The organism is Amycolatopsis vastitatis (genome assembly GCF_002234595.1).
GTDB classification, from domain to species: domain Bacteria; phylum Actinomycetota; class Actinomycetes; order Mycobacteriales; family Pseudonocardiaceae; genus Amycolatopsis; species Amycolatopsis vastitatis.
On record NZ_NMUL01000005.1, the window covers coordinates 197,987 to 210,791 of the forward strand.

General features: G+C 70.2%; 16 protein-coding genes and 1 tRNA gene. 13 read left to right on the top strand and 4 right to left on the bottom strand.

The genetic code is table 11. The features are described 5' to 3' along the window. Nucleotides 1–58 precede the first annotated feature (58 nt). From CF165_RS04530 to CF165_RS04545, 4 genes are all read left to right on the top strand, one after another. Nucleotides 59–541, top strand: a complete 483-nt coding sequence (locus CF165_RS04530; protein WP_205660764.1) for a tRNA adenosine deaminase-associated protein — start codon at nt 59–61, stop codon at nt 539–541. A gap of 23 nt (nt 542–564) precedes the next feature. After that, a complete protein-coding gene (locus CF165_RS04535) occupies nt 565–993 on the top strand; it encodes a nucleoside deaminase (protein WP_093946132.1) in 429 nt (142 codons plus the stop codon). A 50-nt stretch (nt 994–1,043) separates the two neighbouring features. Beyond that, the gene (locus CF165_RS04540) at nt 1,044–1,259 is read left to right on the top strand and encodes a CsbD family protein (RefSeq protein ID WP_093946133.1); all 216 of its coding nucleotides are present in this window, start codon (nt 1,044–1,046) and stop codon (nt 1,257–1,259) included. 33 nt (nt 1,260–1,292) lie between these two features. Further along, a tRNA-Ser gene (locus CF165_RS04545) sits at nt 1,293–1,380 on the top strand. 49 nt (nt 1,381–1,429) lie between these two features. Here CF165_RS04545 and CF165_RS04550 read toward each other — a convergent pair. Next, nucleotides 1,430–2,377: a Kelch repeat-containing protein gene (locus CF165_RS04550; RefSeq protein WP_093946134.1), complete on the bottom strand. Its 948-nt coding sequence runs from the start codon at nt 2,375–2,377 to the stop codon at nt 1,430–1,432. Between the two features lie 156 nt (nt 2,378–2,533). Here CF165_RS04550 and CF165_RS04555 point away from each other — a divergent pair, with 156 nt between their 5' ends. Continuing rightward, complete coding sequence (locus CF165_RS04555; RefSeq protein ID WP_093946135.1) at nt 2,534–3,319, top strand: SDR family oxidoreductase; 786 nt, start codon at nt 2,534–2,536, stop codon at nt 3,317–3,319. Here CF165_RS04555 and CF165_RS04560 read toward each other — a convergent pair. Both CF165_RS04560 and CF165_RS04565 read right to left on the bottom strand, forming a co-directional pair. Then, entirely contained in the window at nt 3,312–3,884 is a 573-nt protein-coding gene (locus tag CF165_RS04560; RefSeq protein WP_093946136.1) for a hypothetical protein, read from the bottom strand. The genes CF165_RS04555 and CF165_RS04560 overlap by 8 nt on opposite strands. Beyond that, on the bottom strand, nt 3,881–4,243 hold the full coding sequence (locus CF165_RS04565) for a hypothetical protein (RefSeq protein WP_240521447.1): 363 nt from the start codon (nt 4,241–4,243) through the stop codon (nt 3,881–3,883). The genes CF165_RS04560 and CF165_RS04565 overlap by 4 nt, the downstream gene beginning before the upstream one ends. A gap of 309 nt (nt 4,244–4,552) precedes the next feature. Here CF165_RS04565 and CF165_RS04570 point away from each other — a divergent pair, with 309 nt between their 5' ends. Together CF165_RS04570 and CF165_RS04575 are read left to right on the top strand one after the other, a co-directional pair. Beyond that, complete coding sequence (locus CF165_RS04570; RefSeq protein WP_093946138.1) at nt 4,553–5,470, top strand: TauD/TfdA dioxygenase family protein; 918 nt, start codon at nt 4,553–4,555, stop codon at nt 5,468–5,470. A 16-nt stretch (nt 5,471–5,486) separates the two neighbouring features. Continuing rightward, a complete protein-coding gene (locus CF165_RS04575) occupies nt 5,487–5,933 on the top strand; it encodes a limonene-1,2-epoxide hydrolase family protein (RefSeq protein ID WP_205660765.1) in 447 nt (148 codons plus the stop codon). Between the two features lie 290 nt (nt 5,934–6,223). Here the strand turns inward: CF165_RS04575 and CF165_RS04580 are convergent, their stop codons facing one another. Continuing rightward, nucleotides 6,224–7,162 carry a CapA family protein gene (locus CF165_RS04580; RefSeq protein WP_093946140.1) on the bottom strand — a complete coding sequence of 313 codons (939 nt, stop codon included), beginning with the start codon at nt 7,160–7,162 and terminating at the stop codon, nt 6,224–6,226. Nucleotides 7,163–7,288: 126 nt separating this feature from the next. Between CF165_RS04580 and CF165_RS04585 the strand changes: the two genes are divergently transcribed. The 6 genes from CF165_RS04585 (at nt 7,289) to CF165_RS04610 (ending at nt 12,805) form a co-directional block, all read left to right on the top strand. Continuing rightward, entirely contained in the window at nt 7,289–9,757 is a 2,469-nt protein-coding gene (locus CF165_RS04585; protein ID WP_093946141.1) for a DUF8508 domain-containing protein, read from the top strand. Between the two features lie 133 nt (nt 9,758–9,890). After that, a complete protein-coding gene (locus tag CF165_RS04590; protein WP_093946142.1) occupies nt 9,891–10,337 on the top strand; it encodes a hypothetical protein in 447 nt (148 codons plus the stop codon). Continuing rightward, on the top strand, nt 10,334–11,527 hold the full coding sequence (locus CF165_RS04595; protein WP_093946143.1) for a putative T7SS-secreted protein: 1,194 nt from the start codon (nt 10,334–10,336) through the stop codon (nt 11,525–11,527). The genes CF165_RS04590 and CF165_RS04595 overlap by 4 nt, the downstream gene beginning before the upstream one ends. Continuing rightward, nucleotides 11,527–12,105 (top strand): hypothetical protein, encoded by a 579-nt coding sequence (locus tag CF165_RS04600; RefSeq protein WP_240521448.1) that lies wholly within the window; start codon nt 11,527–11,529, stop codon nt 12,103–12,105. Before CF165_RS04595 ends, CF165_RS04600 begins: the two co-directional genes overlap by 1 nt. Continuing rightward, a complete protein-coding gene (locus CF165_RS04605; RefSeq protein ID WP_093946145.1) occupies nt 12,102–12,413 on the top strand; it encodes a hypothetical protein in 312 nt (103 codons plus the stop codon). The genes CF165_RS04600 and CF165_RS04605 overlap by 4 nt, the downstream gene beginning before the upstream one ends. Further along, complete coding sequence (locus tag CF165_RS04610; RefSeq protein ID WP_093946146.1) at nt 12,410–12,805, top strand: YbaB/EbfC family nucleoid-associated protein; 396 nt, start codon at nt 12,410–12,412, stop codon at nt 12,803–12,805. Before CF165_RS04605 ends, CF165_RS04610 begins: the two co-directional genes overlap by 4 nt.

A 12,805-nucleotide genomic window follows, 5' to 3' on the forward strand; every position in this document is an offset into this window, starting at 1 on the left:
GCGGCGGTTCGGGCGCACCGTGCGTGCGCCGGATCGACCGGCGGAATACGGTGTGCGCATGGCGGTGGAAGAGCCGGTCACGGGCTTCGCGGTGGCTGTGGTCCGGGAAGACGGTCGGTGGCGGTGCAGTGCGCTCGACCCGGGGGCGTTGACCGAGCTGGACGCAGCGATCACTGAACTGGGCAAACTACGTTCCACCGGCGCGAGCTTCGGGCTGCTGGCGGTCGACGACGAGTTCTTCGTGATCGTCCGGCCGAGCCCGCGGGGGCCGTCGTTGCTGCTCTCGGACGCGGCGGCGGCACTGGACTACGACATCGCGGCGGACGTCCTCGACGTCCTGCGCGTCGACCCACCGGACGAAGAGGACGACTCGGTCTGGCCCGAGGGCGACCTGGAGATCCTGGCGGATCTCGGGCTGCCCGGGCCGGAGCTGGAGGTCATCGTCGGCGAGGTCGACCTCTACCCGGACGAGCAGCTGCAGATGGTCGCGCAGCGCTGCGGGTTCGGCAACGAGTTCGCCAAGCTCCTGGACGAGCTCTGAGACGCCCGTCCGACACCGAGGCCGTGGAGGCCGCGCTGGAAGCGGCGCGCGCCCCCGGCGCGGACGTGCCGATCGGGGCTGTCGTGTTCGGCCCCGACGGCACCCCCCTGGCCGCGGCCCGCAACGCGCGCGTCGAGCTGGGCGACCCGACGGCCCACGCGGAGATCCTGGCGTTGCGCTCGGCCGCCCAGGTGGTGGGCGACGGCTGGCGGCTCGAAGGCTGCACGCTGGCGGTGACGCTGGAGCCGTGCACGATGTGCGCGGGCGCGCTGGTGCTGGCGCGGATCTCCCGCCTGGTGTTCGGCGCGTGGGAGCCCAAGACGGGCGCGGTGGGTTCCCTCTGGGACGTCGTCCGTGACCGCCGTCTCAACCACCGCCCCGAGGTGCACGGAGGCGTCCTGGCGACGGAGTGCGCGTCGCTGCTGGAGACGTACTTCGCCATGCGACGCTGATTCACGCCGGGGCTCGTGGGTACCCCCTTCTTCGGGAAGGGAGGTACGTCATGACGATGAAGGACAAGGTCCAGCAGGTGGTCGGCGGCGCCCGCGAGAAGGTCGGCTCGGTGACGGGCAACCGGCGTCTCCAGGCGTCGGGCCGCATGCAGCGCCGCCGCGCCCAGGTGACCGAGGTGGCCCACGACCTGCGCACGAAGGCACGCGGCTTGGTCCGCGACACTCAGGCCAGGCGGCGTCCCCGCCGTCCGGTCGACCCCTTGTGAGGCGCCGGCAGGCCCTCCGGTATTGTTCTCGGCGGTGGCGTGTCCGAGCGGCCGAAGGAGCACGACTCGAAATCGTGTGACGGCTAATCCCCGTCCGTGGGTTCAAATCCCACCGCCACCGCTCGATCCGAACCCCCGGTCAGTTCAGCTGGCCGGGGGTTCGTTCGTGTTCACGCCGCCGGGACTTTCAGTGCCAGCACACCCGGGTCGACCGTCGGGGCGCGGTCGACGACCGTGCTACCGCTGATAGCCAGGACCCGGTCTTCGGATTCCGGTGCGCAGGCCAGCGATGAGCGACCCGTGGGAAGGAGCGTGCTCAGCAAGCGCCACCTTCGGGTACGGGGGTCGTAGATCTCGGTCGTGCGGTGGCGGGACAGGCGATCCTGGAACGGCCCGGGTCCGCCGCCGACAACGACGATGCGGCCGTCGGCCAAGACGGTGGCGCCCGGCAACGACCGCGGTTGGTGCATCGACCGCACCGGTTCCCACGTGTCGGATTTCGGGGAATAGCGCTCCACCGTCGCGAACGCTTCCTGGAAAAAGCTTCGCAAACCGCCGATCGCATACAGGTGGCCGCCCGTGGCCACGAGTCTGTGCCGGGCTCTCGGGTTCAGCATCGAGGCGACCGGTGACCATCTTTCCTCGCGCGGGTCGAAGGCGATGACGGAGTCGGTGGCGTGTTCGTCGGTGTCCTCGTCGAGGAGGCCGCCTGCCACGTAGAGTCGTCCGTCCAGGCCGGCGGCCGAAGTCGCCGCGCGCGTGGTCGGCAGGGGTGGGGCCGCTGTCCACTGGTCGGCGCCGGGGTCGTAGCGCTCGACCACATCGGTGCCGTGGTCGCCCTCGACGATGCCGCCGACCGCGTAGATCATTCCGTTCACGACGCCTACCCCGTGGTTGCCCCGGAATGTCGGCATCGGAGCGACTTCGTGCCACTCGCCGTTCCCGTGAATTCGCCGGGCTTCGACAGTACGAGGGTCTCCTGTCGCGGGCACACCGCCTATGACGTAAATGTGCCCGTGCGTCGTCGCCACATCGTGGGCGAACCGCCCGGTGGGGAGTGGTGGCCGCGGTTTCCATTGTTCGCTCATATCGCCCGCTTTCGTAATTCGGTGATTCATTCCCGCCCGTTTTGTGGGGGTAAGGGCAAAGTCTCGGCCGTGCCGCCGCCTGTTGCGGATTCGTGCGCGCCGATACCGAATCGCGTCCCGGGCTTGACTTGAAGGGCTCTTGAAGTGTGACCGTGGTCGGCACAAGCTGATCACGAGGAGCGCACCATGACCGTTCTCGTCACCGGGGCCACCGGCCACTCCGGACGCCACGTCGTCGCCGGCCTGAAAGCCGCGGGCGTCGCGACGAGAGTTCTCGTCCGGGATCCGGCGAAGGCGCCTGCGGGCGTCGACGTCGTCCAGGGCGACATCACTGATCCCGCAGAAGCGGCTGAGGGCGTCGACGCCGTCTACCTCCTCTGGCCCTTCTTCACCGCCGAAGGCATCAAGAAGGCCGTGGAACCCTTCAAGGGCAAGAGAATCGTCTACCTTTCCGCGATGTCCGCCGAAGCCGGAGGAGTCTGGGGAGACGTCGAGGCCGCGGTCGAAGAGGTCACGGGCGACTGGACCTTCCTCCGCGTCACCGGGCTCGCCACCAACGCGCTCGGCTGGGCCGGGCAAGCGCGCACCGGCGTCGTCCGAGGAGCGTATGGCCAGGCGAAGCGGTCTCTCGTCCACGAACGCGATGTCGCCGACATGGCCGTCAACGCGCTCACCGAGCACGGCCACGCCAAGCGGCGCTACCTCGTCACCGGCCCGGAGTCCCTCACCCAGGCCGAACAGGCCCGGCTCGTCGGGGAAGCGCTCGGGAAGCCCGTCCGCTGGGAAGAACAGCCCCGGGACGAAGCGAAAACGCAGCTGGCTCCTTACATGGGCGAGGAATTCGCGGAAAGCGCGCTGAACCACTGGGCGTCGCTCGTCGAGGAACCGGAACCCGTCTCACCGGACGTCGCCCGGGTCACCGGGCATCCCGCGCGGCCCTTCGCGGAGTGGGCCCGGGAGCACTTCAGCTGAGCTGGACGGCGGGGGCCGTCAACGGCTCCAGCTCCGCCGCGAGTTCGGTCAGCGCCGCGAGTTTCTCCTGCACCGCACGGATCACGGCGGTGCACGCGGCGCTGACCTCGCTCACCACCTCGGCGGACCGGTCGCCCGTCAGCACCGCCGCCACCGAAGACTCGGCGGAGGCGGCGATCAGGGACACCTCCGACGACACCGAACCGGCCAGCTCGTCCAGCCGCTCGGCGATCCGGACGCCCACCGCGGCCGTCGACGCGGCCGCGCGGGCCGCCGCCGCGTACTGACCGTCCACTGTGTCCGCCCACATGCCGAAAGTCTCGGTACTGCCGCCGTTTTCCGCGCGGTCGACGCCGGCGCGGAACTCCGCCTGCGCGGAGGCCACCACCAGCGCGCCGGTGTCGACCGCCGAGGCGGACGTGCGGATCGAGGCCGGTGAGCAGTCGAGGTGCCGCAGGGCCGCGACCGGGTCGGGGACACCGAGCCGCCCGGCCGCCGCGCGCAACGCGGACAGCTGTGAAGCCGCCGACGTCAGCGCCGGGTGTTCGAAGACTTCCGAGGTCACGGCGCCACCGCGATCCGCCCCCGGAAGCCGGTGCTCCGCGGGCTCCCGGCCGTCATGCGCAGCCGGCCCGCCAGGTCCGACGTCGCGTCGCCGAGGACGCGCGCGTCCGCTTCGCGCGCGGCGAGGGCGGACGTCCAGCGGGCCGCCAGCTCGCGGGCCTGCGGGGAGATGCCGAACGGCGTCGAATCGACGCGGGCTTCGGCGTACCGGCCTGCCGCCTTGTCGTCGGCGGCCGCCGCCTGGTCCAGCAGGTCGGCCGCGGCGCGCAGCCGGTCAGGCTTCTTCGCGGGGTTCCGGGTGGCGAAACCCCCGAGCTCCGGGTTGTCACTGCCGATCCGCGAGCCTCTGCCTTCCGGCATGGGGACCTCCGTCGTCAAGGGCGCTCACCTGATCGTGGAAGATCTTGCCTCATGCTCCTCCGCGGCTCGCATCGCGGTGACCTGCGGCGTTGCCGACGTTCCACCCAGTGGACGGCTTGACCGCGAGCCGGGACGAAAGCGACCATGAACACATGCCCGTCACCTCGGAAAGCACGCTGATCCGGGCCATCGAGTGGTCGATCGGGGAAGGCGTCGCGGAGCTGCTGCTGCGCCGCGGCCGCCTGGGCTCGCCTCCTGCCTGACGCGAGCGCGGCGTCCGAAATTTCCCGAAACCCTTGGAGCACAACCATGTCCGTAGATCTTCCTGCCCGGATTCAGCTGCGCGAGGCCGTCCCGCCCGCGGATGGCATCGTCGAAGGTCCCCGTCTCCTGCGGGAACCGCAGGAGAGGTACGAGCTGTTCACCGTCCGCCCGCTGGGCCGGGTGATCGGCGCCGAAGTCGACGGCGTCGACCTCGCCGAGCCGCTCACGCCCGCGCTGCGCGAGGAACTCAACCGCGCCCTGCTCGAGTGGAAGGTGCTCTTCTTCCGCGACCAGCGGATCACCTCGGCGCAGCAGCGCGCGTTCGCCGCGAACTGGGGCGAGCTGGAGACCAACCCGTTCATCCCGAAGGGCGACGACGACGCCGTCACGCGCTTCGAGCGGACGGCCGCCATGCCCGGCTACGAGAACATCTGGCACACCGACGTCACCTGGCGGCCGAACCCCGCCCTCGGCTCGGTGCTGCGGCTGATCGAGGTCCCGCCGCTCGGCGGCGACACGATCTGGGCCGACATGGCCGCCGCCTACGACAACCTGCCCGAAGACGTCCGCGCCCGCATCGACGGGCTCACCGCGGTGCACGACTACCTCCCCGGCTTCGCCCGGTTCTCCGATCCCGCGCTCCTCGCGCGGTGGCAGGACCGCTTCCCGCCGGTCGAGCACCCGGTGGTCCGGACGCACCCGGAGACCGGGCGGCGCACCCTGTTCGTCAACCAGGCGTTCACCACGCACATCGCCGGACTGGACCGGGCCGAGAGCGACCGGCTGCTGCGGTACCTGTTCCTGCAGGCTCACACGCCCGAATTCCAGGTCCGGTTCAGCTGGCGGCCCAATTCGGTGGCGTTCTGGGACAACCGCGCGACGCAGCACTACGCGGTCAACGACTACCACCCGCACGTCCGGATCGCGGAGCGCGTCGCCATCGCGGGCGACCGGCCGTTCTGAGCCGTAGCCTGGGGTCATGACCGACGAACCCCGGGTAGTGGTGACCGGTTTCCTCAAGGCTCTCGAAGACCTCGACGTCGACCGGGCGCTGACGTTCGCGGCGAGCGACATCGTGTACCAGAACGTGCCGTTGCCGCCCGCCCGCGGCGTCGCGGCGGTCGAAAAACAGCTGCGCGTAATGGCCAAGTACGGCTCCGGGTTCGAGGCGCGGACGCACCACATCGCCGTGGACGGCAACGTCGTGCTCACCGAACGCACCGACGTCCTGCGCCGCGGCGCGTGGGAAGCGGAGTTCTGGGTGTGCGGCACGTTCGAGGTCGAGGCGGGCCGCATCGTGCTCTGGCGTGACTACTTCGACTGGACGACGGTCCTCGCCGCGAGCGCGAAAGGCGCGGGGCGAGTGGCGCTGGCCGGGGCGCGCACGCTTCTCGGCCGCTACAAGGGCAGGCAGTCGGTGCGCTAGACCCGGTGCTCGCCGCGGTCGTGGTCCCGGAGGTCCACGACCGCGGCTATCCCCAGCACCAGCACGAACACGCAGCTGAGAACAATCAGCCCCCACATGATCGTTCTCCCTCCCCCCGCGTCGTGCCGATCGTGAGCTGTCGGGAGTGGTCTGTGCCACTTTTCCGGCGGCTCACGCAGACCGTACCGCCGCTTGACGCCGGTTGTTCCGGTCCTTGAGCTGCATTTAAGGCAGATGCGCCGGATGGGTGACAAGCCGGTGCCGAGTTGTCACAGAACGCGCGCGATCCGTTACGTACCAACGAGTACCGACGCGATCCCGTCCCGTACGGACACCGTCGTGGAGCGCAGGGCCGAGATCTCCGCGACGTACCGCAGCACCTTGCCGGCTTCGTCCCCGGCGAGCGGCTCGCACTCGTTTTCGGCGTTCCGCCGCACCGGGATGAGTTCGAGGCGGGGTTCGTCGCCGAACATGCACCCGGCCAGGAGCCCGTCCGGCCGGTCGGACACGAGGTTGCCGAGGCCGTAGAGGATCGGGCGGCCGCGGTACACCTCGACGGCCTGGATGGTGTGCGATCCGTGCCCGGCGACCAGGTCGGCGCCGGCGTCGATCGCGGCGCGCCCGTAGGTGACCTGGTACTCGGCGAGTTCCGCGCCCGGCAGGCCCCAGTGCATCGAGACGACGACGTGCGTGTTGCCGCTTTTGGCCCGCTTGATGTCGGAGACCAGCCGGTCCAGGTGTTCGGGCACCGGCGTGGTGCGGACGAGTGGCGGCCGGCCCGGGATCTCCGTCACGTGCGGATCCGGCTGGTACGCCGTCGTCGCAAACGCTTGCGCGATGCCGGGGAACTCCTGCGCGGCTGGGCCGAAGAGGCGGCGAAGTGAGGTGTACGCGAGGAATGCGACCTTTTCGCCGGATCGCTCGACCACCGCGGGCGCGTGCGCGGCGTCGAGGTTCGGGCCGGCGCCGCAGTGCGCGATCCCGGCGTGATCGAGGACCGTGAGGCTCGCCATCGCGGCGGCCTGCGGGTGGGTGGCGTCATTGGCGACCGAGACGACGTCGACGCCGATCGACTTCAGCGCTTCGGCCGCCGCGGCGTCGACGGGTCCTTCGAGGTTCACGAACCGCAGGTCGGCGCCCTTGAGCAGCGGCTCGAGCCGGTCGAAGGCGGCCGACGGCGTCGCGCGGGCCTGGATGTCGACGTCTCCGCCGAGGACGAGCGTGATCACGAAACCTGCTCTGCCGAATGAGTGACGACGAAAGTAGTTGTTACGAATCGTTGCATCTTTGTCTTCCTCCTCCTCATCTGTTCGGGGGACTATGCCACGACTGTTCAAGCACAAAGGGGACTCAGGGTGACCAAGACCCACAGATCCAAGGCCGCCTTCACGGTGGCCGTCGCGTCGGGCCTGGTGCTCGGCGGCGTGGCGGCACCGTCGGCGCTCGCCACACCGAGCGCCGACGCGGTCATCGCCGAGGTCTACGGCGGTGGTGGCAACTCCGGCGCCACGTTGACCAGCGACTTCGTCGAGCTCGCCAACCACGGTGCGGCGGCCGCGAGCCTGGCCGGCTTCAGCGTCCAGTACCTGCCCGGTTCGGCGAGCCCGTCGAGCACCTGGCAGGTGACGCCGCTGGCCGGCAGCGTCGCGCCGGGTGGCCGCTACCTCGTGGCCGAGGGCAAGGGCTCCGGCGGCACCGTCGCGCTGCCCACGCCGGACGCGACCGGCGCGATCGCGATGTCGGCCACCGCCGGCACGATCGCCCTCGTCTCCGGCACCACCGCGCTGACCTGCAAGACCGCGGCCGACTGCGCCGCCGACGCGCGGATCAAGGACCTCGTCGGGTTCGGCATGGCGACCGTGCGCGAGGGCAACCCGACCGCGGCGCCGTCGAACACGACGTCCGTCGCGCGCGGCACGGCGCTCGCCGACACCGACGACAACGCCGCCGACTTCACCGTCGGCGAGCCGACGCCGACCAACACCGCGGGTGAGTCGACCGGCGGGGACCCCGGCCCGGCGCCGGCCCCGGCGAAGATCCACGACATCCAGGGCACCACGCGGATTTCGCCCTTCAAGGACAAGAAGGTCAGCGACGTCACCGGTGTCGTCACCGCGACCCGGACGTTCGGTTCGTCGCGCGGTTTCTGGGTCACCGACCCCCATCCGGACACGGACGCGCGCACCAGCGAGGGCCTGTTCGTCTTCACCGGCTCGACGAGCCCGGCCGTCGCGGTCGGCGACGCGGTGACCGCCACCGGCACCGTCCGCGAGTTCTACCCGGACGCGCCCGCGACGTCGAACTACCAGTCGCTGACCGAGCTGAGCAGTGCACAGTGGACGGTCGACACCCACGGGAACGCCCTTCCGGCGCCAACGGTGCTGAACCCGGACACCGTGCCGACGACGTACGCGCCGTCGCCCGGCGGGAACATCGAGCCGCTCACCCTGGAGCCGTCGAAGTACGCGCTCGACTTCTGGGAGGCGCACGAGAGCGAGATCGTTTCGGTCACCGACGCGCGTGTCGTCGGCCCGACGAACTCGTTCAACGAGCTGTACGTGACGTCGAAGCCCGACCAGCACGAGTCCGTGCGCGGTGGCAGCGTCTACCTGGGGTACGACCAGCTCAACAGCGGGGTCATGAAGGTTTCGTCGCTGATCCCGTTCGCCGAGCGGCCGTTCCCGAAGCTCAACGTCGGTGACGTGCTGACCGGCACCACGTCGGGTCCGGTCGAGTACAGCAACTTCGGCGGCTACACGCTGTTCGCCAGCGTGCTCGGCACCGAGAAGGACAACGGGCTGCAGGGCGAGACCACGCGCAAGCAGCGTTCCGGCGAGCTCGCGGTCGCGACGTACAACGTCGAGAACCTGGCGCCGGGTGACCCGCAGGCGAAGTACGACCGGCTCGGCGAGGCGATCGTGACGCACCTGGCGACGCCGGACATCGTGAACCTGGAGGAGATCCAGGACAACACGGGCGCGACCGACGACGGCACGGTCGCGGCGGACCAGACGTTGCAGAAGTTCACCGACGCCATCGTCGCCAAGGGTGGCCCGCGCTACCAGTGGCGCTCGATCGACCCGGTGAACGACCAGGACGGCGGTCAGCCGGGCGGAAACATCCGTGTGGCGTTCCTGTTCAACCCGGCCCGGGTATCCTTTGTGGACCGTCCGGGTGGGACGCCGACCACGGCGGTCGGCGTGACCGGCAACCACGGCAAGGCGCACCTGACGTTTTCGCCGGGTCGCGTCGACCCGGCCAACGAAGCCTGGACGACCAGCCGCAAGCCCCTCGCGGGCGAGTTCGTCTTCAAGGGCCGCACGGTGTTCGTCATCGCCAACCACTTCAACTCCAAGGGCGGTGACCAGCCGACGCACGGCCGGTTCCAGCCGCCGGCGCGCAGTTCCGAGGTACAGCGGGCGAAGCAGGCGACGGTGCTTCGCGGCTTCGTCGACCAGCTCCTGGCGGCGGACCGCAACGCCAACATCGTCGTGGCGGGCGACCTGAACGACTACCCGTTCTCGCCCGCGGTCCAGACGCTGACCGCCGGTGGTGCGCTGAAGGACCTGATCGCGTCGGTACCGGAGGCCGAGCGGTACAGCTACGTGTTCGAGGGCCAGTCGCAGGTGCTGGACCACATCCTGGCGTCGAAGGCGCCGCGCGGGGTGGACTACGACGTCGTCCACATCAACGCGGAGTTCGCCGACCAGGCCAGCGACCACGACCCGCAGGTGATCCGGTTCCGGCCGAGCGCGGGCAACGCGTTCGAGGACGGGATCTACGACCTGCTCGACTGCCTGGAACAGCTGCTGAACAGGCATTAGTCCGCTGACGGAAAGCCACCGCCGGGCACTGCGCCCGGCGGTGGCTTTTTTGGTGCTAACTCCTTCGGGTGACGACGAAACCGCGGAGCGTTGACAGCCGTCTTACGGTTGACGGGACCACAGGGGAGGTGGCGTGGACGGGTATGCGGTGAAGGTCGACGAGCTGGGCAAGCTCATCGACGACCTGGGCACGGCGGCGGAAAAGATGGCCGACGCCAACAAGAAGCTCGGCGGCGGCGGAGCGTTCGGCTCGCTCGGGACAGCGGAGCTGGGCAAGGCGGGCGTCGAGTTCGAAGAGGCGTGGGGCTACGGGATCGGCCGCCTCGGCGAAGCGGCTTCGGACGTCACGGAGCGTCTGAAGCAGGCGAAGCAGAAGTACGAGCAGATCGAGGCGCAGTTCGGCGACCAGCTGTCCAAGTTCGGCGCGGCGGTGCTGGGCGAGGGTGGCGCCCCGGTCGGCGACGGTGACGGCAAGGTCGGCGGCGGGGTGACCGGTGGTGTGCCGGGCATCGACGACTTGGCCGGTGACCGCCCGCCGGGCGCGGGCATCGCCGACATCCTGAACGGCGGTGACCGGTGAGCGCCCGCGAGTTCCCGGCCCTGGGCTTCGACCCGGCGCCGGGTGAGCTGGACGGGATCACCGACCTGGCCGGCAAGTACCGCGCGGTGAGCACCGACCTGACCCAAGCCGACGACTCGATCCGGCGGATCGTCCGGAAGCAGGGCATCTGGCAGGGCGAGGCGAGCGAGGCCTTCGCGCGGCGCGTCGGTCCGCTGCCGCAGTACCTCGAGGGTGCGGCCCGGTCGATGGGTGAGGCCGCGGACGCGCTCGAAGGCTGGTCCCGCGACCTCGGTGACCTGCAGAGACGCGCTGCCGAGCTGGAAGCGCGCGCGGAAGCGGCGGCGAAGGCGGCGGAGGAGGCACGCGCGAACCCGGACTTCGCGCTGGCCAACCGGACGTTCCCGGACCAGCCGTCCCTGCAGATCGCGCAACGCCTGCTGGACAACGCGGGCCAGCAGCTCCAGACGGCGATCGACGGCTGCCAGAACATCCAGGACGCGGCGAAGCAGCTCCAGCAGGAGCACACGGAGGCCGCGGGCCGCGTCGCGGAGGCGCTGCGGAAGGCGAAGGAGCTGGCTCCGGACGAGCCGGACGTCCTCGACAAGCTGACCGACGCCGTCGGCGGGGCACTCGGCGACCTGACGAACACCCTCGCCGACGGCGTGGACGAGGCCGTGAACTTCGTCCAGGACCACGCGGAGCTGCTCTCGAAGCTCTCGGATGTGAGCGGTGACGTCGGCAACGTTCTCGGTGTGGTCAGCGAAGTCCTCCCCGATCCCGTCAAGGAGATCGTCGGAAGCGTGGCTGTCGGATTCAGCTTGGCCGCGACGGCCGGCCACCTCGCCGCGGGTGCCGCCGGGGCGGACGTGGCACCCGAGACACTTGCGTTCGACCTGACCGGCGCGGCGACCACCATCCTCGGCGAGGCTCTTCCGGGAGGTGCCGGGATCGCGGTGAAGGCCCTCGGCCTGGGCCTGGTGGGAGCCCAGTTCCAGACAGATGCCCTCACCGAGGTGGCGGGATTGAACTTCGAGGGCCCGATCGACGACTTCAAGAACTACTGGCTGCCGAAGGACGTGAACCAGGCCGCTGCCGCCGTGTTCGCGCCGTCAGGTGTGGCGTTTTGGAACGCCGCCGAGGCGGGGATACAAGCCGACGACGCACCTCAGCGGGCCCGCGCACGGGCGGAAGACGAGGTGTGGAACTGATGCCGTTGCAGATCGACCTGCCGCCCGGCTTCGCCGGAATGCCGGTGGGCAGCGACGACAAGATGAACCGGAGCCGCGCCTGGATGGTCGCCGAAAACGTGGCGGCCGGCGCCGGGAAGAGCGTCGAGGAGTTCGGCAGCTACCTGATGGCTCTGGTGCCGACGATGCAGGCCAACGGCATCCGGGTGTTCGGCAAGTTCGCCGTCGGCCCGCGGGAGGGGGACGTCGCGACCCTGACGCTCGGCGTGGCGCAGTGGCCGGACACCGCGCCCGGCAGCCGTGACGCCGTGGTGGCGGCCCTGGCCGAGCAGTACCGCGGGCGGCACAAGCGCGCGGTCGTGCAACCGGTCCGGCTTCCGATCGGGCCGGCCGTCGTTGCGATCAGCGGTGGTGAGTTCCACCTTCCCGGACAGGACGTCCGTACGCAGATCAAGGCGGAGTACCAGATCCCGCTGCCCGACAGGCGGTCCGTGGTGATCCTCTCGGTGGTGGCGGATTCGGAGGACGCCTGGCCTGCGATCGCCGACGCGACGGCGAAGGTGGCGTGGAGCCTTCGTGGCGGCGAGGTGGCGCGATGAGCAACTCGGTCCCGCCCTGGGTTGCCTTGCTCGGGATCCTGCTTTGCGGGAGCGGCTTCGCCCTCGTCGTGACGTTGATCATCGTCCGATTGAAGCGGCGAGGGCAACCGCGCGAACAGCAGCTGGCTCGCCTGGCCGCACGGCTGGACGGCCGGAACAAGGTCATCATCCGGACAGTGGAGTTCGGTGTGTCGCAGGCCGACCTCCTCTGGGTCGCGCGGAGCCGGGGCTACTCCATGGCCTATCACCAGCTCGGCGGCTACTACGAGTTCATCTACACGCCACATCGTCCGGGGGGATTCGCGTGAGCGACAACGCGCAGCTGATCGAGGAAATGCGCTGGCAGCTCAAGCAGATCGAAGACCGCAAGGCCGAAAACCAGCGCCTCCTCGCGGGCATCGCCGGCGGCAACCACACGACGGTCGTCTCGCCGGATCGGAGCGTCACAGTGCTCGCCGGGCCCGGCGGGGTCGTCAGCGAGGTGCGGCTCGCGCCCGAAGCCATGCGGTTCGACGCCGTCACGCTGAGCCGGACCATCACCGCCGCCATCCGGGACGCCGTTGCCGCCGGGGGACGGCTGGCACAACAATCCCAGCCGCCCCAACCCCAGTCGCCGCGGCCGCAACCACCGCCCCCACCACGACGGCGGCCGACCTCGGCGGACGACGATGAGCCCTACGACACCGTCTTCGACGTCTGA